27 protein-coding genes are annotated in these 25,303 nt (G+C 63.0%); 21 read left to right on the top strand and 6 right to left on the bottom strand.

The features are described from left to right. Both KAY22_RS06875 and KAY22_RS06880 read right to left on the bottom strand, forming a co-directional pair. On the bottom strand, nt 1-714 hold a 714-nt coding region (locus tag KAY22_RS06875), incomplete at its 3' end, for a CoA-transferase (RefSeq protein ID WP_366514069.1). Between the two features lie 122 nt (nt 715-836). Further along, nucleotides 837-1,745 carry a LysR substrate-binding domain-containing protein gene (locus tag KAY22_RS06880; RefSeq protein ID WP_029994311.1) on the bottom strand — a complete coding sequence of 303 codons (909 nt, stop codon included), beginning with the start codon at nt 1,743-1,745 and terminating at the stop codon, nt 837-839. A gap of 125 nt (nt 1,746-1,870) precedes the next feature. On the opposite strand from KAY22_RS06880, the gene KAY22_RS06885 reads away from it, so the two are divergent. From KAY22_RS06885 to KAY22_RS06915, 7 genes are read left to right on the top strand one after another with little or no spacing between them, the layout of a single operon-like run. Continuing rightward, on the top strand, nt 1,871-4,156 hold the full coding sequence (locus KAY22_RS06885; RefSeq protein ID WP_296621527.1) for a TonB-dependent receptor: 2,286 nt from the start codon (nt 1,871-1,873) through the stop codon (nt 4,154-4,156). 2 nt (nt 4,157-4,158) lie between these two features. After that, nucleotides 4,159-5,187, top strand: coding sequence for an MBL fold metallo-hydrolase (locus KAY22_RS06890; protein ID WP_051170436.1), 1,029 nt, complete (start codon nt 4,159-4,161; stop codon nt 5,185-5,187). A gap of 29 nt (nt 5,188-5,216) precedes the next feature. Then, the gene (locus KAY22_RS06895) at nt 5,217-6,401 is read left to right on the top strand and encodes a muconate/chloromuconate family cycloisomerase (RefSeq protein WP_051170435.1); all 1,185 of its coding nucleotides are present in this window, start codon (nt 5,217-5,219) and stop codon (nt 6,399-6,401) included. Between the two features lie 11 nt (nt 6,402-6,412). Further along, on the top strand, nt 6,413-6,757 hold the full coding sequence (locus KAY22_RS06900; protein ID WP_296621535.1) for a YciI family protein: 345 nt from the start codon (nt 6,413-6,415) through the stop codon (nt 6,755-6,757). 24 nt (nt 6,758-6,781) lie between these two features. Continuing rightward, nucleotides 6,782-7,483 carry a dienelactone hydrolase family protein gene (locus KAY22_RS06905; RefSeq protein WP_235053957.1) on the top strand — a complete coding sequence of 234 codons (702 nt, stop codon included), beginning with the start codon at nt 6,782-6,784 and terminating at the stop codon, nt 7,481-7,483. A gap of 19 nt (nt 7,484-7,502) precedes the next feature. Then, on the top strand, nt 7,503-8,147 hold the full coding sequence (locus tag KAY22_RS06910) for a glutathione S-transferase N-terminal domain-containing protein (RefSeq protein WP_029994305.1): 645 nt from the start codon (nt 7,503-7,505) through the stop codon (nt 8,145-8,147). 25 nt (nt 8,148-8,172) lie between these two features. Next, nucleotides 8,173-9,036: an AraC family transcriptional regulator gene (locus tag KAY22_RS06915; protein WP_235053955.1), complete on the top strand. Its 864-nt coding sequence runs from the start codon at nt 8,173-8,175 to the stop codon at nt 9,034-9,036. 6 nt (nt 9,037-9,042) lie between these two features. On the opposite strand, the gene KAY22_RS06920 is transcribed toward KAY22_RS06915, so the two are convergent. After that, the gene (locus KAY22_RS06920; protein ID WP_029994303.1) at nt 9,043-10,005 is read right to left on the bottom strand and encodes a PDR/VanB family oxidoreductase; all 963 of its coding nucleotides are present in this window, start codon (nt 10,003-10,005) and stop codon (nt 9,043-9,045) included. 16 nt (nt 10,006-10,021) lie between these two features. Beyond that, entirely contained in the window at nt 10,022-11,398 is a 1,377-nt protein-coding gene (locus tag KAY22_RS06925; RefSeq protein ID WP_029994302.1) for a Rieske 2Fe-2S domain-containing protein, read from the bottom strand. A 258-nt stretch (nt 11,399-11,656) separates the two neighbouring features. Here KAY22_RS06925 and KAY22_RS06930 point away from each other — a divergent pair, with 258 nt between their 5' ends. The 10 genes from KAY22_RS06930 to KAY22_RS27915 all read left to right on the top strand — a co-directional run bounded on the left by KAY22_RS06930 (nt 11,657) and on the right by KAY22_RS27915 (nt 20,441). Further along, nucleotides 11,657-12,430: a dioxygenase gene (locus tag KAY22_RS06930; RefSeq protein WP_029994301.1), complete on the top strand. Its 774-nt coding sequence runs from the start codon at nt 11,657-11,659 to the stop codon at nt 12,428-12,430. 46 nt (nt 12,431-12,476) lie between these two features. Next, nucleotides 12,477-14,015, top strand: a complete 1,539-nt coding sequence (locus tag KAY22_RS06935; RefSeq protein WP_152523623.1) for an FAD-dependent monooxygenase — start codon at nt 12,477-12,479, stop codon at nt 14,013-14,015. Nucleotides 14,016-14,061: 46 nt separating this feature from the next. After that, nucleotides 14,062-14,412, top strand: coding sequence for a succinate dehydrogenase, cytochrome b556 subunit (gene sdhC / locus KAY22_RS06940; protein ID WP_296621548.1), 351 nt, complete (start codon nt 14,062-14,064; stop codon nt 14,410-14,412). Between the two features lie 100 nt (nt 14,413-14,512). Continuing rightward, the gene (gene istA, locus KAY22_RS06945) at nt 14,513-16,003 is read left to right on the top strand and encodes an IS21 family transposase (RefSeq protein WP_081261070.1); all 1,491 of its coding nucleotides are present in this window, start codon (nt 14,513-14,515) and stop codon (nt 16,001-16,003) included. Then, a complete protein-coding gene (istB, locus tag KAY22_RS06950; protein ID WP_048578302.1) occupies nt 16,000-16,767 on the top strand; it encodes an IS21-like element helper ATPase IstB in 768 nt (255 codons plus the stop codon). The genes istA and istB overlap by 4 nt, the downstream gene beginning before the upstream one ends. 139 nt (nt 16,768-16,906) lie before the next feature. Next, nucleotides 16,907-17,863, top strand: a complete 957-nt coding sequence (locus tag KAY22_RS06955; RefSeq protein WP_366514070.1) for an enoyl-ACP reductase — start codon at nt 16,907-16,909, stop codon at nt 17,861-17,863. A gap of 95 nt (nt 17,864-17,958) precedes the next feature. Next, nucleotides 17,959-18,714, top strand: a complete 756-nt coding sequence (locus tag KAY22_RS06960) for a LuxR family transcriptional regulator (RefSeq protein ID WP_081663732.1) — start codon at nt 17,959-17,961, stop codon at nt 18,712-18,714. Between the two features lie 68 nt (nt 18,715-18,782). Next, the gene (locus KAY22_RS06965; protein WP_029994293.1) at nt 18,783-19,388 is read left to right on the top strand and encodes an acyl-homoserine-lactone synthase; all 606 of its coding nucleotides are present in this window, start codon (nt 18,783-18,785) and stop codon (nt 19,386-19,388) included. Beyond that, a complete protein-coding gene (locus KAY22_RS06970) occupies nt 19,385-20,248 on the top strand; it encodes a phytanoyl-CoA dioxygenase family protein (RefSeq protein ID WP_029994292.1) in 864 nt (287 codons plus the stop codon). Before KAY22_RS06965 ends, KAY22_RS06970 begins: the two co-directional genes overlap by 4 nt. Before the next feature lie 4 nt (nt 20,249-20,252). After that, nucleotides 20,253-20,441, top strand: a complete 189-nt coding sequence (locus KAY22_RS27915) for a DUF6499 domain-containing protein (protein ID WP_366514071.1) — start codon at nt 20,253-20,255, stop codon at nt 20,439-20,441. A 79-nt stretch (nt 20,442-20,520) separates the two neighbouring features. Here the strand turns inward: KAY22_RS27915 and KAY22_RS06975 are convergent, their stop codons facing one another. Next, nucleotides 20,521-20,763: a hypothetical protein gene (locus KAY22_RS06975; RefSeq protein WP_161628996.1), complete on the bottom strand. Its 243-nt coding sequence runs from the start codon at nt 20,761-20,763 to the stop codon at nt 20,521-20,523. A gap of 259 nt (nt 20,764-21,022) precedes the next feature. After that, nucleotides 21,023-21,229, bottom strand: coding sequence for a helix-turn-helix transcriptional regulator (locus tag KAY22_RS06980; RefSeq protein ID WP_003039747.1), 207 nt, complete (start codon nt 21,227-21,229; stop codon nt 21,023-21,025). An 86-nt stretch (nt 21,230-21,315) separates the two neighbouring features. Between KAY22_RS06980 and KAY22_RS06985 the strand changes: the two genes are divergently transcribed. From KAY22_RS06985 to KAY22_RS07000, 4 genes are all read left to right on the top strand, one after another. After that, nucleotides 21,316-21,579 carry a hypothetical protein gene (locus KAY22_RS06985; RefSeq protein WP_029994290.1) on the top strand — a complete coding sequence of 88 codons (264 nt, stop codon included), beginning with the start codon at nt 21,316-21,318 and terminating at the stop codon, nt 21,577-21,579. Between the two features lie 369 nt (nt 21,580-21,948). Beyond that, nucleotides 21,949-22,920, top strand: a complete 972-nt coding sequence (locus KAY22_RS06990) for a zincin-like metallopeptidase domain-containing protein (protein ID WP_029994288.1) — start codon at nt 21,949-21,951, stop codon at nt 22,918-22,920. After that, on the top strand, nt 22,917-23,327 hold the full coding sequence (locus KAY22_RS06995) for a DUF2958 domain-containing protein (protein WP_029994287.1): 411 nt from the start codon (nt 22,917-22,919) through the stop codon (nt 23,325-23,327). The genes KAY22_RS06990 and KAY22_RS06995 overlap by 4 nt, the downstream gene beginning before the upstream one ends. Nucleotides 23,328-23,411: 84 nt before the next feature. Next, nucleotides 23,412-25,184, top strand: a complete 1,773-nt coding sequence (locus KAY22_RS07000) for a ParB N-terminal domain-containing protein (protein WP_029994286.1) — start codon at nt 23,412-23,414, stop codon at nt 25,182-25,184. The last annotated feature ends 119 nt before the right edge of the window (nt 25,185-25,303 follow it).

The following is a 25,303-nucleotide window of genomic DNA, read 5'->3' on the forward strand; positions in this document are numbered from 1 at the left end:
CGCATAGGACGGCCGCGCACCGCCCGGGACCAGGCAGATCGCCGACAGGATCCAGTGCGGCAAAACCAGTCGGTTCATCGTGTCGCCAAGATCATCGACGATCTCCTCGACGGTGACGATCGCATGGCGGCTCGCCATCACCGCTTCCTTCTGCACGCCGACGATGCCTGCGATGAGGACATTACCGTGCCGGTCCGCCTTCTGCGCGTGGATGATGGCGACGTCAGGGTTGATTGCCGGCACCGCCGGGATGGCTTCATCCGTGAAGGGGCAGGTAACCAGCCGGATATTGGGGTTGACCGACATCAGGTCGGTGCCGAGATAGCCGCGGCACAGGCCGAACGGCATCCGCGCCGCGCCCGCCGCATAAGCAGCCGCCATGCCGGCATGGGCATGTTCCTCGATCTCGAGCGGCGCCGGCCATCCCCGCTCGACCGCGTCGCGGAAGCGATGCAGCGACCCCACGCCAGGATTGCCGCCCCAAGAGAAGGTCAGCTTGCGCGCACACCCAGCGCCGATCATCTGGTCGTAAAGAATATCCGGCGTCATCCGCACCAGCGACAGATCGTGCCGTCCCTGACGGATGATCTCATGCCCCGCTGCATAAGGAATGAGGTGCGTGAACCCTTCAAGCGCAACGGTCATGCCGTCTTCGACAAAGGCCGAAATGGCCTCGGGCAATGACATGGGTCGAGCGGATTCAACCACGAGCATCCCCCCGCTTCACGCGGCTCAGCCCTTCGCGATCCCAGCCTCCACCCGTCATTGACCCGCTTGCTCCAGTAATTCGTAAGCAACAGCAGGTGGCGCGCGGACGCGATACCGTCAAATACCGATTATTCTATCTTACCATACCGATCGAGTATCGGATTTTCATCTATGCAGGCAAGGAAAGCGTCTACGACCGGAGAGCGCCGGGCCTTGAGGAAGAGGCAACTGACCGGCGCGGACGCTTCCGCCCCGCCGATCGGCCGAAAGGACAACTCGGGCCATTGGAGCCGCGCAACCGACTCGGGCACAACACAAAGAGCGCCGCTAACCATGGTCATCGTCAGCGCGACGAACACGTCTTCTGCCATTGTGATGTCGGACGGCGACACTGCGTTGCTGCTCAGCAGAGCGAGGACATGGTCCGCAAAGCTCGGCCGATCGCCCTGAGGAAAGAGGACCATGGGACGTCCGTCCAGCTCGGCGATCGAACACGGGGTGGCGGGTTCTGCCACTCCTTTGTTGCTCGCTTGAGCAAGCCACAATGGTTCGTCTGCCAGCCGCACCGACGCTAGATCGGGTTCAATGGGGAAGAACCTTGCAAAGCCGATTCCAAGCCGGCCGTCGCGCAGGCGAGCGATTTGCTCGGCTTTCCCAGCGCGGTGAATGCGCACCGCAACCTCCGGGTATCGGTCCATGAACCGACGAATGGTCGTAGGCACCACCGTGTGGATCGTTGAACCGAAGTAGCCCACGTCGAGATGTCCGATCTCGCCTCGATCGGCAGCCCGACAACGGTCGATCGCGTTCTGTGACAAGGCGACGAGCCGCCGCGCCTCGGCAAGAAAACTCGCCCCAGCCGGCGTCAACGTCACGCCCTTGGACGACCGAAGGAACAGAATGACGCCCAGTTCCTCCTCGAGCTGCCTGATCTGACGGGTGATTGGCGGTTGGGAGACATGAAGGCGGCGCGACGCTGCTGTCAGGTTCGCCTCCTCTGCCACTGCCAGGAAATAGCGCAGCTGCCGGAATTCCATGAGGCCTCCATACCGATCGGGTATCGGTTGCCGCAATCAATGGTATTTTTCTTTTGCAAAGTCACTGCCCAAAGAAGGTGACCGACCGTCTTCCGCCGAGGAGCCGGCGCCGAGGGGAGAGGACCATGAAAATTCAAAGGATCATTTTGTCGACGACCGCCGCGATATCCTTATGTGCGTTTCCTTCCGCGGTTTCGGCGCAGACAGCAGATGCTGCCCAGCCGGCGGTCGCTGCAACCGACGCACAAAACGCGACCACGCAGGACATTGTCGTGACCGCGCAAGGCCGGGCCCAGTCGCTTCAAAAAGTGCCGATCGCCATCGCAGCGATCGAGGGGAAGACATTTCAGCAGCGCGTGATCCTCGACCTGGAGTCGCTCACGCCTCAACTCGGCAGCGTAACGCTCGCGGAGTCCCCTTTTCAGCGGACCGTAGCCATTCGCGGACTTGGCTCCACCGGCGGCAACATCGGCTATGAGCAATCGGCGCCTCTCTTCGTGGATGGCGTCTTCGGCGGCCGCGGCGGTCAGTTCGTCCTACCATTCTTCGACCTCGCGCGCGTCGAAGTCGTGAAAGGGCCGCAAGCGATCTTTTTCGGCAAGAATGCGACAGCAGGAGCGATCAGCATCGTTTCTGCTCGCCCCACGCGCGAATTCTACGCCAGAATCAACGGTGGCTATGAGGTGCAGAATGGCGGTTATATCGCCGAGGGCATCGTCTCCGGACCACTCACGTCGACACTTCGCGCGCGACTTTCCGTCCATGGGTCGCGCAAGGGAGACTATCTGTATGATACGAGTGCGAACAAGCCCGTCGGCGGCGCGGACGAATTCGGCATCAGAGGCGGCCTCGAATGGGACGCGACGTCCAATCTGTCCTTCTACCTGAAAGGTGAATATGCCAAGCGCAACGCGGACCGGCGTTTCCAGCTTGCCTGCGCTGCTCCCGGAGCGACTCAGGTCAGCTTCGCGGGCGCGACAGTAGAATGCGTCGAGGACCAGCGGCTCTCGTCGGGGGCCATCAATGGACCGTTCGCTGCTGCCTTCCCGCCCGGCTCGGACTTCGACAATAGCGATGCGTACAATGCCGTTCTAGTGACCGACCTGATGCTCGGCGAGCACAAGCTGGAAGCGACGACGGGCTATTCGGCTTTCACCTCGCAAAACCAGGACGGTCTCGACCGGAGCGCGATCGGCATCGCGACCTCCAGTACTGGCGAAGATTTCCATCAGATATCGCAGGAGCTGCGGCTGCTGTCGCCGACCGGGAATAGGTTCGAATATGTCGTGGGCGGCCTTTTCATCCACGCTCGCCACCGCGTGAACCAGACTGTCGCCCAAGCCCTTCCCATACTCGTCGGCGACTATATTCAAGTCGACCAGTCGAGCGACGCCTATTCCGCTTTCGGCAAGCTCACCTGGAACATCACCGACAAGCTCCACCTCTCTGCCGGGGCTCGCTTCACGCATGAGAAGAAGGATTATGCATCGACCGTCTCACGGACACTTGATCCCCTCCAGATCGCCGTACTCGACGCCGACCATTTCCCGACCAATCCGCTCGCCGCGTTTCCGCAAGACCTGACGCGGTCCGAAAGCAGCTTCGATCCCTCCGGAACGATTGAATGGAACGCCGCCCGCGGTCTACTCATCTACGCCTCGGTTGCGCGCGGCACGAAGGCGGGCGGGTTCGAATTCTTCCCTCGCGCTCTCACCATGCCAGTATCGCCCAGCGCCATTCAATATGGCGAGGAGCGTGCGCTGAACTTCGAGGGCGGCTTCAAGACCACCTTCGCCGGCGGCAAAGGCCAGCTCAATGGCTCGATTTTCTACAACAAGCTGACCGGTCTTCAGAATCAAGTCCTCAACATCGCTATCCTCGGCTTCGAGGATTACAATGCCCAGCGAGCCCACAGCGCGGGATTCGAGGTTGAAGGCTTCTTCAACCCGTTCGAGCAGATCAAGATCGGCGGAAACGTTGCGTATCTTGATGCAAAATACGATCGGTTCGAGTTTCCCAGCCGCAACGTCAACTACACCGGAAACCGGCTACCGTTCGCCCCGGAATGGTCGGGCAATGGCTATATCGACGGTAAGTTCGATCTGTCGCCGAACCTAGTTCTAAATACTCATCTGCAGGTCAATTATACAGATCGCATGTCATTTGATGCGTCGAATGATCCCGCCGACAATGGGCGCCCTTATGCGACCGTCGACCTGCGCGTCGCCTTCAGCCTGCCAGCACAGAAACTCGAATTCGCTGTCAGTGGCCGCAACATCCTCGACAAACAGAACATCCGCATCTTCTCGAACCCTACACTGCTCAGCCTGGCATTGCCCGCGCTCAACCCACGGGGCGTCCTGCTGACCGAAGGCAGGACTGTCTTCCTCACTGTGAAGAAGGAATTCTGAAAGTGAGGTTTGCAGCGGCCCTGAGCGCCATCCTGATGCCGGGGGCAATGCTGGCCGCTGCGGCAGTCGCTCAACCAGTCCCGGCGCCAACGCCGACACTTGGTCCGCAGCTGATTTTGCTAGGAACGGGCGGAGGCCCCCTGCTTCGCGTCGCGCGCGCGCAGAGCGCGTCGGCGATCGTGTTGCCGGAGGGGATTCTCCTGGTCGACGCCGGCGAAGGAAGCGTCGAGCGCATGACAGAGGCCGGTTTCGGGCCGGACAGGATCAAGGCGATCCTCATAACCCACCTGCATACTGACCATGTCGCTGCCTTGTGGAGCTTGCTCTTGCACCGCTGGGTCATGCGGGCGCAGGGTCAACTCGAAATCGTGGGCCCTCCCGGAACCCGAGCTATGGTCGACGCGCTCGCGCGAGCGGGTGGACCGATTGTCAAAGCCTCACGAGCGCTCGGGGCCAATGCTCCGGCGATAGCCTCGATGGTTACCGTCACGGAGTGCGGCGCCGACCCTGAGCAGCGAGTTACCTTACCGGTTTTTCCGAGCCTAAAGATCGCCTTCGCACGGAACAGCCATCTCGACGCGGACCAAGTGCTGGACGTGGAGAGGCCGTTGTCTCTTGCGTATCGGATTGATGCGCCGGGATGGTCCGCCCTGTTCACGGGCGACACCGGCCCGTCCCCCGCCGTCGAGGCCTTGGGACGCGGCGTCAGACTCATGGTCGCAGAGGTCGTCGACGTCGATGCTGCGATGGATATCGTCGAGCGCTCGATGCACGTGAAGCGCGATGACCTGCCGGGACTGCGGACGCGGATGGCGACTGGCCACTTGGACGCTCAAGCGCTGGGAAAAATGGCCACAACGATCGCCCCCCGACTGCTGGTCGTCTCGCACATTTCGCCGGGCGTGACGCAACCGAGCGACGAGTCGGACAACCGCTTGTCCACTCAGATCGCCCGGTGGTTCGGCGGTGGCATCCTCGTCGCACGAGATCTCACGACGATCGACCTTCAATCAGGGCGACTTGCCCGCTGACAGCCAGCTGCAATCGGAGAATTCTCCTTATGCTTCCCGTGACCGACCTCGCCACCGAAGAGCCGATCACCTCAACGCAGAAAACAGGCAGGATCGATGCGATCGAGACGGTTATCGTCGACCTGCCGCTCAAGCGCCCCCATTTCCATGCCTCGGGCACGCACGCGACGCAAAGTCTTGTCATTGTCACGCTCCGCACCGCCGATGGAGCTATCGGTTACGGCGAAGGCGGGACGCCCGGCGGAACCGCCTTCTGGGGCGGCGAATGTGCGGAGACGATCAAGGTCATCATCGATCGCTATCTAGCGCCCGCGGTTATTGGATTGAGTATCTTCGCGCATGAAAGCCTGCTGAGCGCGATGGACCGGTCGGCCGGCGGAAATCATTTTGCCAAGGCGGCGATCGACATGGCCGCGTCCGACGCAGCCGCCCGAGCAGTGAACGTACCAATCAGCGCTTTCTACGGCGGAGCCGTTCGGACCAGCATTCCCGTACTGTGGGCCTTGGCGACCGCCGCGTACGAAGCCGACGTCGAGGACGCCCAGCGACAATTGTCCGAGCGACGACATCGGACGTTCAAGATCAAGATCGGCAAGGGCGATCCGGAAGTGGAGACGCAGCGTGCGATCCGTACGGCGGAAGCGATCCATAGTTTGTCAGCCGAAGCGCGCTGCACGGTCGATCTCAATCAAGCGTGGGACGAGCCCACCGCCCGTAGACTACTTCCGCGTCTCCAGGATGCAGGGTTTACCTTGATCGAACAGCCGATCGCCAGCTGGAACGTTGCAGGCATGGCCAGGATTGCAGGCCGCCTCGACATTCCGTTGCTCGCAGACGAGAGCCTCTGGGACTTTCATGATGCCTACGATGCGTTCGTTCGCGGCGCGACCAGCGTTTATGCCGTCAAGATTGCCAAAGGCGGAGGCCTCCGCCGTGCCTACAAGGCTGCGGCGACCGCCGAGGCGGCGGGCATTCCTCTTTACGGAGGAATGGCGCTAGAAAGCTCGTACGGCACCGGTGCCGGGCTCCAGCTCTTCTCCGCGCTCGCCGAATTACCATGGGGATGCGAGTTGATCGGGCCACGCTTGCTGGCTGAAGACTTGACGACCTCGCCCGCAGAATACGGCGATTTCCAGATCAAGATTCCCCTTGGACCCGGCACAGGATTCGATTTCGATCCCGACAAAGTCCGCCACTTCACGCGCCCGAGCTAGTGGGAGATTTCATGTATCATTCGATCTTCATCACCGATCGACCCGGCAGCGCGCCGGACCGGGCGCCCGTCGTCGAGCAGCATCGCGCCTATATCAAGGCGCGCGCGAATCGGATTCTCGCAGCGGGCGCAACCTTCGCGCACGACGGAAAGACGGTGCAGGGCGGAAACTACATCGTGGATATGAGCCGAGCGGAAGTCGACGAGTTCGTCGCGAACGATCCGTTCACCCTCGCGGGGATTCGGCAGAGCGTCATCATCCAACCTTGGATAAAGGCCTGCTTTGACCGTGCCTTCCTGATCGCGGTTGCGCCACCCGGAGAACCGGACGTCAACGAACCCCTCCTCTCCGACTGAAACCTGCTCCTTTCGGAAAGAACCATGATGCTCAACTTCCAGATACCCATCGAAGAAGGCACTATGAGTGGATATTTCTCAGGAGCCGCTGCAGCGCGGCGGCCGGGCATTGTCCTCCTTCAGGAGATCTTCGGCGTGAACGACGCGATGCGGCTCGCCGCCGATCAATTTGCAGCCGAGGGCTTCGTCGTTCTGGTCCCCGATCTCTTCGCCCAGATCGCGCCGGGCATCGAACTGGGATACACCGACGAGGAGCGCGCCACGGCGATCGCCTATTGGCAAAAGCTGGACGAGGCCCGGCTCCGTTCGGACGTAGCGGCGGCTGTCAGGTCCCTTCGTGCGCATCCCTCCTGCGACGGAAGGGTGGCAGCAGTTGGTTTCTGTCTCGGTGGAAAGCAGGCGATCATCGCCGCCCATGCCGGGCTGGTGGACGCCGCCGTCTCATTCTATCCGGTTCAGGTTCCCGCCTATCGGGAAATGCTCGGCGACCTCAAATGCCCGGTCCAGATTCATGTCGGCGATAGCGACTCTCACATCCCACCTGAGGTGCAGGCCATGCTTGCTGACGCATTCGCCGAAGGGCGTCCGCACGAGTATCATGTTCACGCCGGAGCAGGCCACGGCTTCTACAACTCAGTTCGAGCCTTCGGCTACGACCCTGCCGCCGCCGAACGATCCCATCGGGCCGCGGTCGACTTCATCCACGCAGCGATCGCTAAGCCTTGACGAGAAGGAGGCTCTTGGCGTGTTCACACTCTACCATGGCCCCGGCTCCTGCTCCCTGGCGAGCTGGATTGCCCTCGAAGAGTCGGGTCTGCCATATCAGGTCGAGCACGTTGGAACGCGCAACGGCGATACCCAAACAGCGACACATCTGGCGCGCAACCCCTGGGGACGCGTTCCGGTGCTCGACACCGGTTCGGCGCTCCTGACTGAAAACATCGCGATCCAGACGTTCATCGCCGACCTAGTACCCGGCCAGCAATTGCTGCCTCCCCCTGGATCGCTCGCGCGAGCCGAGGCGATGGCCTGGCTCAGCCTGCTTTCCAGCACGGTCCACATCGCGTTCCGGCCGATCTTCCGCAGCAACAGATTGGCATCGACGAAGGCAGGGCAGGCAGACGTCGCCGCAACTGGCCGACGAAAGCTGGATGACATTTTCGATAAGGTCGACGCCTTGCTCGGCGATCGGTGCTGGGCGATCGGCGGTCGGTTTACCCTGTGCGATTCTTATCTTGCGGTGTACGTTGGCTGGCTGGATCGGCCCGCGATCGCAGCACCGCCAGGTAGCTTTGCTCGACTTCGCCGTCACGCGGCATCCGTTCGGCAGCGGCCGGCAGTCGCTCGCGTCGCCGAGCGAGAACTGGCTTGGTTGAGCAGGAACGAATAGTGCGGTCATGATACGTGTCCCCGAGTTGCGCGTCACCGCACTCCACGCGAGACTGATCCGCCTCGTCGCCGGCACGCGCTATGAGGTTCGTGGCAACATGAACGCCATGGCCTACAACGCTGAAGCCGGCGCCCTCATGGTCAAACTCCCCAATCGGGATGCCGTCCTCGTCGAAGAGGGCGGACATTGCAGCCTCCCGAAGGGAACCGATCACGAAATTTATGTGCCCGGACATCGCCTCTGCCGTGTCCAGAGACTGGAAGCACCGTTCGTGCCAGCCGCCTTATCTAACGACAGCGGTAGCCTTGTGTTCGCGACTAGCATTGCCGCGTCGTCCAACCCGCTTCCCGACATCGTGCCGGACATCGTCGTGCTGGCCAAGCAGGAAATGGCGGGCGACCGTCGTCTTGACCTCGTCTTTGATATGCTGCGGCACCATGCGACCCTTGACGGCGACGATCGGAGCCAGATTTCCAATCGCCTTGCCGAGGTCGCTGCTATCATTCTCATCGAGCATGTTCTGCGCGATCTGAAGGCCGATGGGCTCAACGCCGCCGCCGGCGCTACGGACCCCCAGATACGTCGCGTGTTGCAGGCTATCCACGAGAAGCCGCAGCACGACTGGTCGCTCGACGCATTGGCGCGACACGGCGGCCTGTCACGCTCCGTGCTCGCAGAACGGTTCAAGGCGATCGTCGGCCAGCCGCCCATCGACTACCTGACCCGCGTCCGCATGGCGCGCGCCGCGCGGATGCTCGAGACCGCGGACTTGTCGGTCGCGGACGTGGCCTTTCGGGTTGGCTATCAGTCGGACGCTTCGTTCCACAAGGCATTCAGGCGGATGATGGGCACAAGTCCCAGCGCCTATCGTCAGGGTCGGCTTCGTTAGGGCGAATTAGACGTCGAGCACGAGCTCGGTACCCGGTTTCGCCCGCGACACGCAGATTGCCATAAGCTTTCCGCTTTCCCGCTCGTCATCGTAGAGGCAGGAGTCGCGATGGACGAGTTCACCCGACAGAACCGGGGTGACGCAAGTGCCGCAGGTGCCTTCATGACAGGCACTGTCCACCACGATGCCGTTTTGCTCGAGCGCGTCGAGCAGCGAGACATCGGGCGCCACCTGAAAGCGCTTGCCGCTTCGCGCCGTGACGACATCGAAGCTGCCCTGATCCTCGGGCGCTGCGACGACATCGCCGGGGGTGAAGCGTTCAGTGCGCATACGGCCAGCCCGCCAATCGCGGGTGGTCTCGTCGGCAATCGCGAGCATGCGTTTCGGCCCGCAAATGTAGACCTGGGTTTCGGGTGCCGTGGCTCGCAGCAGCGCGGGTAAATCCAGCCGACCGGGTGCATTGCCCCCGGTGTAGTGCACGTGGACCCGATCCGCCCATGCCGAGTGCTCGATCTCGACCCGGAACGGGAGGACCTCCGGTGTCCTTGCGCAGATGTGAAAGTCGAATTTCCGATCTTGTTCGTGAAGTGATCTGGCCATCGCCAGTAATGGTGTCAGCCCGATGCCACCGCCGACGAGCAAATAGTGCGCTCGGCCCTGGTCGAGCGGGAAATTGTTCCGGGGCGCCGATATTTCCAATGTGTCGCCCACTGCTACCGAGTCGCATAGTTCCTTCGAGCCGCCCCGGCCACGTTCCTCCCTTAGAACTGCGATCTCGTAGGTGCCGTTGCGGGGTTCGCGAACCAGCGAGTATTGGCGGACCAAGCCGCTCCGCAGCTTGACGTCGATATGCGAGCCTGCGTCTGCGGGGACAAAAGCACGCTCGTCGGCCTCGAGAACGAACGACCAGATGTCAGGGGCGACACGTTCCTTGGCCACGACCTTGGCCGGCATCGTTGAGCGGGTCATGCGCGCGTCCACAAGCTCAAGCGGTCGGATAGCCGGCTCGTGCAACACGGTGCGCCAGTGGATCGAGCCCCTTGGCCACGCGCAGCGCTTGCTCTTCCTTGTAAGCCGCCTTGAGCATGCTGCGCACCTTGAGGACCGCGCGATCGGTGCGTGCGAGCTGCTCCTGATCCCAGCGCACGATGCGCCCTTGCGACATCTGCATCGGCGCGTCGCCGCCCATGAAACAGGCCATGCCCGGCAGACTGTCCGAAGTCAGCGCGCGGCCGAGGATCGCCGAGATCATCTTAGCGCGCGCCTTGCCGACCTTGCGTTCGTTGATCGATCCGATCAGCCAGCCGGTGAAAGACCCAGCGTCATTCGGCACGAACCAGAACCAGAGCCCATGTACGCCCCCATCCATGAACTCCTCGCCGTGATGGACCAGGTTGGGCATGAACCAGCGGATTTCGTCGATCGCTTTCGACCCGCCGTGGCCACCTGTCTCGCGCAGATGGGCGTGAATGCCGTTGCCCGGTAGCTCCTCATAGGCGATCCCGCCGCCCATCTTCTGGTCGCCGAACAGGTAGCAGGTCCGATGCAGACAGCCGACATGGGTAATGTCGACGGTGTTATCCAACTGGTTGAGGTGGCTGTAGGGCACTGTCACGCGGTGCCGGACACGGACGCCTTCGTGCATCACTTCCCGTGCGTGCGGCATTGATTCGAGAAACGGCTTCGGATCGGCAACGCCCATATAGACCCAGATGATCCCCCCCACTTCTTCAGCGGGATAGGAAGTTGCTTTCACCTTTCCGCAGGCCGGACTGTCGGGGCCATCGGACAAAAACGCCACGCAGTCGCCATGCTTGTTGAATGTCATTCCATGATACCGGCAGGTGATCGTGCCGACCTCCCACACATTGACCTCGCCAAGCGTGAGCAGCGCACTCCGGTGCGGGCACCGGTTCTCTAGCGCGCAGGGTGAGCCATCCTTGTCGCGGAAAAGGACCAGATTGTCGCCGAGCAGCCGCACTGCTTTGTGCTCGTTGTGGTTGAGCTCGTGCGATTCCAAGGCCGGGTACCAATATTCCCGCAGTCCGAAGAACGGTATCTCCGCTTGATATCGTTCGATATAGTCCCACGGCATCTCCTCGATCGAGGACGGCTTGTCCGGAGTTCCGTAAGGCTGCTTGAACCATGAGGCCATGAATTCGCTCTTGGACGTCAGCGTCTGAAGCCTTGGCGTACCGCTGCCTGCCCGAAGAAAGCCGAGACCGGGAAGTGTCCCGACCAACGCCCGCGTCTTCCGCCCGATCAGGTCAGACGCGCCGGCCCAGAAGCGCTGGCCGTAGGTATTGGTCGGAACGACCTTCGCAAAGTTACGTGTCTGCTGGTCGTCGGCCCGCGTCGCCATCCGCCTCTCCCGATATCTTGTCTGGCCGAGCACTCCGCTACGGCGTCTGATTGGCTTAGCGCAGAGGAGCGCCGTCTGAAGGAGCCGTCAGTCCGGAATCGCTGACTTCCGTCCGGAATTGCGGCGCTCAAGATCACCTCTCCAGACGATCGCCAAGAGTTCCGGACGAGCGAGCATGGGCCTTCTTGGACTAAAAGCCGAAGCTTCACGGGCAGATGAAGCGCGCCGCGGCACGCGGGCGCGAAAACCGTGGAGAGTATGATGTCGGATGCTGAACGACTGGCAAAAATTGTCGACGAGCTTGCGCAAGCCGTCGCGGACGTTCTGGCGCGAAACGAAGTCGATCGTGAGCAGTACCGCGAGGGCGTGCAATTTCTCGCGCGCGTGCAGGCCGAGCGTGAAATCCCGCTGCTGGTTGATCTCTTCATCGAGCATCTGGTGGTCAAGGCCGAGGACAAGCGGGGCCGCAACTCTTCCCAGGCAATCCAGGGACCCTATTTCATCGAAGAGGTGCCGTGGGTGAGCGGCGCTCTCAAGGTCTCGCCAGAAGACAATGGTGACCCCCTGCTGATCCGCGGACGTGTGACGGCTCCGGACGACACGCCGATCGAAGGCGCAACCGTCTATATTTGGCACTCTACGCCGGATGGCGCCTATACCGGCTTTCACAAGGGCATGTCTTCCGATCTCTACCGCGGGCGCGTCAGGTCTGCCGCTGACGGCTCGTTTCAGGTCGCCACCACCATGCCGGTGCCTTACACGATCCCTGATCAGGGGCCTGTCGGCGGATTGCTGAGCATGATGGGGCGACACAGTTGGCGCCCTGCCCATGTGCACTTCAAGCTCCGCGCCGACGGTTACCGTGACCTGACGACGCAGACCTACTTCGCTGGAGGCAAATGGGTCGATGATGATTGCGCCGGCGGCATCGTAGATGACCTGATTTTCACGCCGCTGATCGAGGACGACCAGAAAGTTCTGCAGGTCGACTTTGTCCTAGATTTTGCCAAATCGGCTGCCGAGGCAGCCTGAGGTGGAGGATTTACGAAGCTCTGCCTCGGATCGACGCGAAATACCCGTGGCGACTGCGGACTCGAAAGTTGATGTCGCCATTGTCGGCGGGGGTCCGGTCGGTATGACGCTTGCCCTTGCACTCGCGCGGAGGGGGGTGGGCTCGGTCATCATCGAGCGTAAGGTGGAGCCGGACCCCCATTCGCGCGCCGTCCTCCTCTTCCCTCGGACAATGGAGGTGCTGCGCGACGTGGGTGTGCTCAGCGAATTCAAGAGGCGCGGCGAACTGAACGCCCATGTCCGGCTCCGCCGCGCCAGCGACCGACACACTCTGCTCGATTTCGATTTCAATCGCCTAGACGACGTGACTGACTGCAACTTCGCCGTGGCCATCCCGCAGGATGTTACGGATTCAATCCTACTCGACGCGGTGCGATCGGACGCAAGAATCACGCTCCATTCCGGCTGCCAGTTCACAGGTTTCGAAGAAAGTCCGGGCGACGACCGTCCTATCGTGGTCCGCTTCAGGGATGCGGCAGGGTCCGAGCATGCGATCGACGCCTTGTTTCTTGTCGGAGCGGATGGCGCCCATAGCGCCGTTCGTGAGCATCTCGGATTGGAACTTGACGGGAAGACGTATCCTACCCGGGCATTCTTGGCTGACGTCGAGATTGCGCCTGAAGCGGACAGCGCCGACGGCCTGCTAATGGCCGCGCAGGCGAAATCCTTCGTCGTTTCCGTGCGCTATGCGCCTGGCATCTGGCGCATCATCGAGCAGGACATCCCGGCCGAGATCGGGCCGGATCAAGAAGCCAAGCATGCGCAGCAACTTGCCGAGGAGATATTCGGTCCCGCTGCGTGGCGCAGGACCATCTGGACTTCTGCTTACAAGAAGCACGAGCGTTGCGCCTCGACGTTCAGGCGTGGAGCGGTAATCCTCGTAGGCGACGCAGCGCATCTCAACAGTCCGGCGGGCGGACAAGGGCTCAACAGCGGCATGCGAGACGCCCACAATCTTGCCTGGAAGCTCGACGCGACCCTCTCCGGACGCGGCGATCGAGAGCTTCTTCTTTCCTCCTACGACGTGGAACAGCGCAGTGCGTTTGCTCATGATGTCGCGCCGCTGACCGACATGGTGGAGCGTATGCAGGCAGCGCCGGCCTGGGTCCGTAAGCTTGCTTTCTCCAATCTCTGGATCGGCCGCGCCCTGGGTCACGACACCGCGTTGGCTCTGCGGTTGTCGATGCTATTTATCGACTACGGGAAATCACCGATCCTCGTAGCCGACGACGGCCTCGTCGGGCAGCGGATCCCCGACGTTCGCGTCCCCGCAGGGCGGCTTCACTCGATGATCGCCAGGTGGGGTCTTCTGCTAGCGAGGAAGCACGCAGGTGATGATGTGGGCGAGAACCTCCGGGCTCTTGGCGTTCCCATCGCGAGCCTGCCGGCCGCGCTCGACGAACGTGGCTTCGAAGGGGTCGAGCTCGTCTATATCCGACCGGACCAGATCATTGGATGGGTGAGCAGAACTTCGCACGTTGCCGACGCGGACGCTGTATGGCGCGCGATGGGCGTCCTCAATAAACCAGCCCTGGTGTCCGCATGAGCAGGCTGTCTCCGCGGGATAGCAGTTCAGTCGCGGGGTCTTGCCCATGACGGCCAAGCGCAATCGCCCACTCTCGCCCCACCTGTTCCACTGGCGATGGCAGATCCACGCCATCGTTTCCATCCTGCATCGGGCGACCGGTGACGGAATGGCGCTCGTAGGCATCCCGCTGTTCTTATGGTGGCTCGCGAGTCTGGCGAGTGGCCCAGCTGCCTATTCCGCCTTCCTGCGGTTTGCCGGGTCGCCGTTGGGCTATCTGCTGGGAATCGGGCTGACCTTCGGCCTGTTCCAACATCTCGCTTCGGGCGTCAGGCACTTCTTCATGGATATTGGGGCCGGTTACGAACTGCGGACTGCGCGACGCAGCTCGATCGTGAGAACGGCGGTGCAAAATTAGACCACGGTAGCGGCGGCGAAGTGCTGCTGCGGGCGGCGTAAAAGTCGTCCACTTTTTCCCTTTTCGCGATGCTGGCGAGGAGGGATGAGGGATTTACACCGTGGAACTTTACCTGAAGGTTCGTCTTGCCTGCGCGGGCGGCATGAGCGCCCGGGCGGCAGCGAAGCATTTCAACATATCGCGCGACACGGTCCGCAAGATGCTGTCGTATTCCGAGCCGCCCGGTTACCGTCGCAGCGCCCCGGTGCGGCGACCGAAGCTGGAAGCGTTCATACCGATCATCGACGGCTGGCTGGATGGGGACCGGTCGGTCCCGCGCAAGCAGCGCCATACGGCGAAGCGTGTGTTCGATCGCCTTCGCGAAGAGCATGGCTTCACCGGAGGCTACACGATCATCAAGGATTACATCCGGGATCGGGATCAGCGCAGCCGGGAGATGTTCGTGCCGCTGGCACACGCACCCGGCCATGGGCAGGCAGATTTTGGAGAAGCTCTGGTCGAGATCGGCGGGGTGGAGCAGAAGGCGCACTTCTTCGTGCTCGATCTGCCGCACAGCGACGCCTGCTACGTACGCGCCTATCCGGCTGCCGTTGCCGAGGCCTGGATGGACGGCCATGTCCACGCCTTTGCGTTCTTCGGCGCGGTGCCGCTGTCGATCGTCTACGACAACGACCGCTGCCTGGTCTCGAAGATCCTGCCTGACGGGACGCGGCTGCGCGCGAGGCTGTTCAGCGCCTTCCTGTCGCACTACCTGATCCGTGATCGTTACGGCCGCCCCGGCAAGGGTAACGATAAGGGCGGCGTTGAAGGCCTTGTCGGCTATTGCCGGCGCAACTTCATGGTGCCGATCCCCCGGTTCCCGACATGGGAGGCGTTCAACCTGTGGCTCGAGGAGCAATGCCGCAAACGGCAGAACGACCGGCTGCGGGGCGAGAGTGAGACGATTGGCGAGAGGCTGCGGCGCGATCTGGCGGCGATGCAGGAACTGCCGGCTTCCCCCTTCGAGGCCTGTGACCAGACCAGCGGCCAGGTCTCATCGCAGGCGCTGGTGCGTTACCGGACCAACGATTACTCGGTGCCGGTGCGCTTCGGCCACCAGGAGGTGTGGATCAGGGGCTATGTCGACGAGGTGGTGATCGGTTGCCGGGGCGAGATCATTGCCCGCCATGTGCGCAGCTACGAGCGCGAGGATGTGATCTTCGATCCGATCCATTACCTTCCCCTGATCGAACAGAAGATCAATGCCCTCGATCAGGCCGCACCATTGCAGGGCTGGGACCTGCCCGAGGTATTTACAACGCTGCGCCGGCTGATGGAGACGCGCATGGGCAAGCATGGCCGGCGCGAATATGTGCAGGTACTGCGCCTGCTGGAGAGCTTCGCTCTGGCCGATCTGCATGGCGCGGTGAAGCAGGCCCTTGATATGGGCGCGATCGGCTTCGATGCGGTGAAGCATCTCCTGTTATGCCGGGTGGAGCGCCGCCCGCCCCGACTGGACATGGCGATCTATCCCTACCTGCCCAGGGCCAGAGTGGAGACAACATCGGCGCGCTCGTACATGCGGCTGTTGACCGGCGGAGCAGCGGCATGAGCAGCCAAGCTCCCGAACTGCTGCTCGCCAGCCACCTCAAGACGCTCAAGCTGCCAACCTTCCTGCGCGAGCATGACAAGCTGGCCCGGCAATGCGCAGCAGAGGGCGTAGATCATGTCCGCTACCTTGCTCGGCTTGTCGAACTGGAACTGATCGACCGGGAACGCCGGATGGTCGAGCGCCGGATCAAGGCCGCGCGGTTCCCGGCCGCCAAGAGCCTCGACAGCTTCGACTTTGCCGCCATTCCGAAGCTCAACAAGATGCAGGTGCTCGAACTGGCGCGTTGTGACTGGATTACCCGTCGCGAGAACGTCATCGCCCTTGGCCCGTCGGGGACCGGCAAGACCCATGTCGCGATCGGTCTTGGCCTGGCGGCCTGCCAGAAGGGCCTGACGGTCGGGTTCATCACTGCTTCCGCGCTGGTCAGCGAGATGATGGAGGCACGCGACGAACGCCGCCTACTGCGCTTACACAAGCAGATGACCGGCTATAAGCTTCTCATCATCGATGAGCTGGGGTTCGTGCCCCTCTCCAAAACCGGCGCGGAACTGCTGTTCGAGCTGATCTCACAGCGCTACGAACGCGGCTCGACGCTGATCACCAGCAACCTGCCGTTCGACGAATGGACCGAGACGTTCGGTTCCGAGCGCCTGACAGGCGCGCTCCTCGACCGGCTCACCCACCACGTCAGCATCCTCGAGATGAACGGCGAGAGCTATCGCCTGGCCCAGAGCCAGGCACGCAAAGCACGTCCCAACCCCTGACAGAAACGGCAATCCGGGTGTTGGCGACCCCCGCTCGGGCTACGCCCTCCCGGCGCTCGCCAACACCCGGATCAAGTGGCCTGGTTTTGCTCCGCCCAATGGACGACTTTTACGCCGCCGTTGACACGATCGCAACATTGTGCTTCTCGCTCGTCATGACAGCCCTGTTCTGGGCTTATCTTTTATTGGTGAAACCTTAGACATGCCAAAACGAGCGTCGTCATCGCCGTATCCAGAGCAGACTGCCCACAAGACCATAGCGATTCCCACGTCGACGCTTATGGCCGGGAAGACCGGGTTGATCATGGGTGCTGCCAACGAGAAATCACTCGCCTGGGCGATCGCGCTTGGCGTTGAACGAAGCGGCGGCAACTGCATCATGTCATTCGCCAACCCGGCGGTTGAGAAACGACTGAAGCGCCTAGTCGGTCAGAGGAACTGGCCGATGATCCCCTGCGACGTCGGTGACGATACTTCCATCGACGAAGCATTCGAGGCTCTAGCCGCACATCTCCAGGGCCGACCGCTCGATTTCCTCGTGCATGCCATTTCCTATTCGGACAAGGAGGAGTTGCGTGGCGCTTTTCTGGACACGACCCGTAGCAATTTCCGAAAGACCCTCGACATCTCATGCTACAGTCTTGTGGCCGTTGCACAGCGTGCGGCGACGCTCATGACCGACGGCGGGGCGATCCTCACCTTGACCTATCTGGGCTCAGAGCGGGTTATTCCCAACTACAATGTCATGGGCGTGGCGAAGGCGGCACTCGAGGCCAGCGTCAGATATCTTGCTTCGGATTTGGGTGCACGCGGGGTGTCGGTAAATGCTTTGTCTGCGGGCCCGATCCGTACTCTCGCATCAAGCGGCATCGATGATATCCGCTCGATCGTCAGTTGGACAGAGCACAACAGCATGTTGCGACGGCAAACGACGCTCGAAGACGTGGCGGGCGCGGCGATTGCCCTTATCGGGCCGCTTGGTCGAGGAGTGACCGGCGAACTCGTCCACGTAGATGGCGGCTATCATGCAACCGGAATGGTGAATCTCGATCGGATCGGGGAAAGTGCGGCACTTCTCGCCGCATTGCACGACTAGCTCGCTCGCCGCCGTGGCGCGTCGAGTATCACGGCAAGGGGCATGCCAAAGGAGTAATTGGTCAACCGAGTCTGGGCTGAATGCCTCGATCCACAATGGCCTCGGAATCGCAGTTTGCTGAGGACTTCCTCGCGGCGGTCCGTGCGACTGCGTCGGAGAGCGAACTTTGCGCGCTGATGGTGGCTGCCTCTCGTGAACTCGGTTTTCGCCACTATGCGCTGATTCATCATTCGCTACCTAGCGACGACAGCTTCGGTCGCATCGACATGAAGGATTACCCGCAAGCCGTCGAAAAGAGGCTCTTCCAAGAAGGCCATTTCCGTCGCGACCCAATCCTTCGAGCCTGCCTTTTTGCCGACAGTGCTTTCCTCTGGAGCGATCTCGATCGCTACATCGACTTGGATCGCCGCGATAAGGCATCGCTGGCTTTTGGCCTTGCACTTGGTCTCAACCAGGGCATCACCGTGCCCTGCGTGCTGCTCGGCGATTGTATTGGATCGTGCACGTTTGCTGGGACAAGGCACCCAGACCTTGCCGAACGGCGACTGGGTGTAGTTCAGGTCGCAGGCATATTTGCGTTCCAGGCCGCACGCCGCCTCTCGGGCACAGTGCATCGGCGGTCCCCGTCACCCCAGCTCCATCCACGACCTCGCGACTGCGTCGTTCTTGCCGGACGGGGGCTCAGCAACAAGGAAATCGCCCGAGCACTCGCGCTGTCTCCTCGGACGGTCGACGGATACCTCACCGAAGCGCGGGAGATGTTCGGAGCGCATGACCGCACCGAACTCGTCGTCAGCGCGGTGCTCGCCGGCGAGGTCGGGCTTCACGAATTGCGCTGTCAACCCGAGTAATCACTCGGCCTGCAGGCAGCTGTGCGAAGCTGCATCCTTGGCTCCATCACAGTCTCGGGAGCCTTCTCATGATCCATGTCGTCGATAATCACCTCGCGGCTGCAAAGCGGCCTTTGCTTCAATCGATGTTCGCCGATCGCAAGAGGCTGTTTGTCGATCTGTTCGGCTGGGATGTGCCCGTCGTCGACGGGAAATATGAAATGGATCAGTTCGACAATGGCCATGCGGTTTACCTGATCGCGGACGACGGTGAGGGGCGGCATGCTGCTTCGATCCGGCTCTACCCGACGAGCGAGCCTCATATGCTCGGGACGCTCTTCGCTCACCTGTGCCCGCTGGGGGTGCCGGCTGATCCTCGCACCTGGGAAAGTTCGAGGCTGTGCCTGCCGCAGCGTCACGGAGCCGATGAGCGGCGGCGCCTCCGCAATGCCTTGTTCAGTGCGATGGTTGACGTTGCGCTCGCTCGCGGCATCGATCGCTACACCGGGGTCATTCCCGAGGCATTCCGCAAGGAGGTGTTGGCGATGGGCTGGCGCGCAGAACCGCTGGGGCCTGCCGTGCGCATCGCAGGAGGCCCCATCGGTGCGTTCCTGATCGCGATCGATCGCGACACGCCCGAACGCCTCAGCTGGACCGGCGTGTATATGAAAACGCTGAACGGGGTGGCCGCATGACCGGCGTCGACACCTGCGCGGCCATCCTGGCACGCGACGGCTGGTGCATCTTCGGCCGCGCTGTCGATCCCGATCTCATTGGGCGCGTTGATGCCGAGCTAGATGCGCGCTTTGCGGCCACTCCGCTTTGTCAGGGCGCCTTCTACGGCGAACGTACCAAGCGGTTCGGCTCGTTGCTCACGCGCTCCCGAGGCATTGCGCAACTGGTGATGCACCCGCGCGTGCTCGCGGTCGTCGAGCAGGCCCTGCTGCCCTCATGCGAGCGGATCTCCCTGAACCTCACCCAGGCGATCGAAATCCATCCCGGTGCGCTGCCGCAGCTGCCGCACCGAGACCAGGATATGTGGGGAGGCCCAAAAGGCGGCATCGAATACCTCGTCAACGTGATGTGGCCGCTCACAACCTTCACGCGGACGAATGGCGGGACGCGCTTGTGGACAGGCAGCCATATCGACGACCCGGATAGCCCGCTACCTGAAGATGACAGCGTTGTGCCCACGGTCCTGCCCGGCGACGCGCTCATTTTCCTCGGCTCGACGCTCCATGGCGGCGGCGGCAACACAGGTTCCGCGCCTCGTCGAGGCATCGTGATCAGCTACTGTCTCGGCTGGCTGAAGCCGTTCGAGCTGCAATGGTTGGTCTATCCACCGGCGGTCGCGCGGCGGTTCAGTCCGGACTTGGCCGCGCTCGTCGGCTACGCCCAGCATCGCCCGAACCTCGGCAATGTTGAGGGGCAGTCGCCTGCTATCCTCCTCGCCGACGACGTGCCCGATTACCTCCCGGCGATAGACGCGCTCAGACCGGATCAGACCGCATTGGCCGCCGCATTCATCCGGGGTCAACGAGGCGGACGGGACTAGCGGCGTGTCTCGCGGACCCGACCCGGCAGCCTATGATGCGATCCTGAGGTACGGACCCGGTGCGCTCGCTTGGGAAGTACTACGTCGCGACCCGGAATATCACGCTGCTTATGCAAAACTCCGGGTGCCGCTGGTCCAAGCGGATGCTGTAGACGCCGACTTTACTGCGCGCTGGGGGTTGCACTTTCGCTGAAGATCCAAGGTACAGCTGCGCAAACGTACGGCCGCTTTGGTCGGCGGACGTTGACCCGCGCGTTCTTGCGGTGCGCGCCTCATTCAGCAGAGGCTGGGAAGAGCGCGCCTTCGAATTCAGAGAGGTCGACCGCGTCGTTCGCAGTCGAGCGGGCGAACACGTGCTGATTGATCGCGGCGGCCCGTGGTTTCGACTGGACATCATCGAAGGCACCGTACTGGCGGGGCCGGCTTCGCTGCGTTTTGACCTGCCAGACGATTACCATCTCGAAGACAAGCTTGCCGTCATTCGCGCCTTCGTGGGGAAGCGGGTCGTCACCCATCAACATCTTCAGCTGGCCGACAAGCTCCGGGCGCTCCACGCCGCAGACGCTCGCACGGCTGGGGCAAGCCTCCGGGAGACCGCCGAACTTATTCTAGGGCCGGGGGACTGGCCAGGTGATGGCGAGTATCGGAAATCTCTAGTCCGTCGGATGATAAGCTGTGGCGAGAGAATGGTTCAGGCTGGTCCACACATCGTTAAAGCGGGATCACGCCGGAACATTATGCAGCTGACGCGGGCAAGTCCAAAACTCGGGTAGATCACGACATAATGAGCTTACACGGATCGGCTTCGAGTGCGGCGGCGAGCTTTCCAAGCACAGTAACGCTGGCGGAAACCCGCCCTCTCTCGATAGAACCGATGTAGCGAAGGCTAAGGCCGGTCAGCCCAGCTAGATCTTCCTGGGTCAGTCCCTTCTCATGGCGAATTCTTCGCAAATTTGTGGCCAGAACGTCCTTGAGATCCATGCCAAGTGGATCACGGAATGGGAACGAAAGTGCTAGGAACGATAGTTCCTATTCGCTAAGTAGGTCCCTTGAGACGAGGATCATTGATGGACAGCATCGACTGGCGTGCACCAAGCGGCGAGAACGTGGTCGACTATGACAGAAGGAACCTCGCACTCTACGCCGCGCTGCTCGAGGCCGATGATGCCGGGCTCGACTGGCGCGACGCCGCATCCGCGCTCATGCAACTGGATACAGCGCACGAGGACGCCGAGACCTGCTGGCGATCGCACCTCGAACGAGCGCGCTGGATCGTCAGCGAAGGACTCGCGACGGCACTTGTCGCGTTCAATGCGCGGATGACGCAATAGCTTTCCGACACTGATCTTGACGCCTCGCACCAGGGTGCGACCGCGCTCTACTCAGACCGCCGCGGGCGGTCTTCGCCGAGCCCCGTGCCGGGTCTCGGCCATCCGGTGACGATCGCTGGCGGTGCCGTGGACGCCGCGCTGCCCGCGCGGCGGCGTTGCTCGTGCCTCTCCCGGTACGGCGGGTGCGGGCGGCGCTCCCGGCTAGGCCCGACGCGGCCTGCGGCAACCCTCGCTCGCGCTCGGGTGCTCTACTTCGTTCCGCCCTGCGGTGCCGCCGGCACTGAGCCGGGCCTCTTGGTCGCGTCTCGCCGCCCACCCCCGCCTTCCGGGGAGGCTTGCTGTTTTTTTGGGTGGCGATGGAGGATCGCAATGCGCAAAGCTACCAGCCGCCGTGCCCGCCGAGAGGTTGCGGGCGAGGATCGTCAACCCGAGAACCGCGCCAACCTCTATGACGAGGTGACTGCCCGGATCATCGCCGAGCTTGAGGCGGGGCGGTTTCCATGGGTCCAGCCTTGGGGACGGACGGGCGGGACCGGCCCCGGCCTGCCGCGCAACGCGCTCACCGCCCGGACCTATTCGGGCGTCAATGTCCTGATCCTGTGGGGCGCGGTCATCGAGCATGGCTGGCCGTCGCAATCATGGCTGACCTTCCGGCAGGCGCAGGAAGCGGGCGGCTGCGTCCGCAAGGGCGAGCATGGCGTGACCGTCGTCTATGCCGACCGCTTCACCCCCGAGGCCGAGAAGGAACGCGCCCAGCGCGACGGCGACGAGGCGCGCGCCGTGCCCTTCTTGAAGCGGTTCACCGTCTTCAATGTCGCGCAGTGCGAGGGGCTGCGCGCCGGGCTGGCGTCCGATCCCGCGCCGCTTCCTGAACGTGAGATCGTGCCGGTGGCCGAGGAAGTCATTGCCGCTTCGGGCGTGGATTTCCGCGTCGGCGGCGACCGCGCTTTCTATGCGCCGGACCCCGATTTCGTGCAGGTGCCGCCGCAGCCCGCTTTCTTCGACCAGATCAACTATTACCGGACCTGCCTGCACGAACTGACCCACGCCACCGGCCACCCCAAGCGGCTCGGACGCGACTTGAAGAATTCCTTCGGCAGCAAGGATTACGCGCGCGAAGAACTGGTCGCGGAAATGGGTTCGGCCTTCCACTGCGCCGCGCTCGGCATCGTCCCGACCGTCCGCCATGCCGACTATCTCGGGTCGTGGCTGGAGGTGCTGCGCGAGGACAACCGCGCGATCTTCCGCGCCGCCAGCGCCGCGACCAAGGCCGCCGACTGGCTGCTCGCCCGCCACCGGGAGGCGCAGGAAGCGCGCGTCGAAGGGAGGATTGCGGCATGATCCTCCTGACCCCCGACCTGCGCTTCGCGCTGCGCGCGAACGCGATCAACCACCGCGCCGCCCAGCGCGACGAGAAGCCCGAACCCGACCCGGTGCCGGTGCTGAAACTGTTCAATCCCGTGGGCGCAGCGACATGGCTGGCGACCGAATTGGATAGCGACGACGACACCCTGTTCGGCCTCGCCGACCTTGGCTTCGGATGCCCCGAACTCGGCTATTTCAGCCTGTCCGAGATTGCCTCGGTGCGGCTGCCGTTCGGCCTCGGCATCGAGCGCGATATCGGGTTCGAGACGCCGCACGGCCTGTCGGTTTGGGCCGATGCCGCCCGCCGAACCGGGTCGATCCTGTCCGCTCAACAGATACTCCGTAGCGCCGGAGCCAACCAGCTTCCGCCACGAGGCGGATGACGCAGGCGGCCGTTCGCCGCCATTCGTAAGCCGATCCGCCATCCCGGAAAGAGCGACGGACCGGCACTCACAAGGAGTGAAGTCATGAAACTCGAATTCATCGACATTGGCAACATCGACGACAGCGCCGTGAACATGCGGCACGGGAAGAAGGCCCCGGACGTGTCCGACATCCTGCCGACCGTGCGCAAGCGCGGCATTATCGTGCCGGTCATCCTGCGGCCCGGCGATGCCGAAGGCCGCTTCGAACTGATCGCGGGCAGGCGCCGCGTCCACGCCGCGCGGCTGGCACAGACCGAGGACGGCGCGGACCCCGAGCTTGGCCGGGTGCCCTCCGCAATCATGGAGGCTGGCGACGATGCCGCCGCGCTGGAGGCCTCGCTGATCGAAAACCTTGCCCGGCTCGACCCCGACGAGGTGACCCAGTGGGAAACCTTCACCCGGCTGGTCAAGAAAGGCCGAGAGGTTGACGACATCGCGACCACGTTCGGGCTTCCCGACCTCACGATCCGCCGCGTGCTGGCGCTCGGCAATCTGCTGCCGCGCATCCGCCAGCTCTACCGCGACGAGAAGATCGACCGGACCACGGTCCGCCATCTGACTCTTGCCAGCAAGAGCCAGCAAAAGGCGTGGCTGGCGCTCTACGACGACCCCGACAACTACACGCCGACCGGCCACCAGTTGAAGGCGTGGCTGTTCGGCGGACAGTCGATCGCGGCGAAGGTCGCGCTGTTCGACCTCGCCACCTATCCCGGCGCGACCGTCGCCGACCTGTTCGGCGACGACCGCTATTTCGCGGACCCCGAGGCGTTCTGGACCGCGCAGAATGAAGCCATCGAGGCACGGCGCGCGGCCTATCTGGAGGACGGCTGGAGCGATGTCGTGATCGTCCCAGCGTCGGAGCATTTCCATTCTTGGGAATACGAGAAGGCCGCGAAGCGCAAGGGCGGGCGGGTCTATGTCGATGTCCGCTCGACCGGCGAGGTGACCTTCCACGAAGGCTATCTGACCCGCAAGGAGTCCCGCCGCGCTGCCAGCGGCGATGCCCCCGAAGGGCCGAAGCCGCAGCGTCCCGAACTGACCTCGACCTTGCAGACCTACGTCGATCTGCACCGTCATGCCGCCGTGCGCGCCGCACTGCTCGCCCGCCCCGAGGTGGCACTCCGCTTGATGGTCGCCCATGCGGTCGTCGGCTCGCACCTTTGGAGCGTGCGGCCCGAGCCGCAGACCACACGAAACGACGAGGTGCGCGAAAGCCTCGAAACCGCGCGCGGGGAGACGGTGTTCGACGAGCGCCGCCGCGCCGTGCTCGACCTGCTCGGCTTCTCGTCCGAGGAACCGACCGTGACCGGCGGAAACGGGGACGATTATGGCGTGGCAGGCGTGTTCCTGCGCCTCGTCGAGCTTCCCGATCCCGCCGTCATGGAGGTGATCGCGGTCGTCATCGGCGAAACGCTGGCGGCGGGCAGCGCCGCCGTCGCGGCGGTCGGCACCGAGATCGGCATCGAAATGGCCGATTGGTGGCAGGCGGACGAGGCGCTTTTCGTGCTGATCCGCGACCGCGAAGTGTTGGGCCGGATGGTCGCCGAGGTCGCGGGCGAGACGGTCGCCAACGCCAATGCAGGCGAGAAGTCCAAAACCTTGAAGCGGATCATCGCCGACCATCTGGCGGGCAATGACGGACGCCCCAAGGTCGAGCGGTGGGTGCCGCGCTGGATGCAGTTCCCGCCGAGCGCCTACACCACGCGCGGCGGTGTCGGCACCATCGCGGCCCACGCCAAGGCCGTCGCCGCGCGCGATGTCGCGGTCGTACCGGACCTCGACGAGCAGCACGAACCGTTCGCCGAAGCGGCGTGATCGATTGCGGGCGGGGGAAGCCCCCGCCCGCTATTCGGACCCTCAAAACTCGGCCGCGCGCCTCCGCCGTTCCGGCGTCGGCGCGCGGTTTCATTGGCGAACGAGTCGATCCGAGAGGC

The sequence above is a fragment of the Rhizorhabdus sp. genome, assembly GCF_018006725.1.
Taxonomy (GTDB): Bacteria; Pseudomonadota; Alphaproteobacteria; order Sphingomonadales; family Sphingomonadaceae; genus Rhizorhabdus.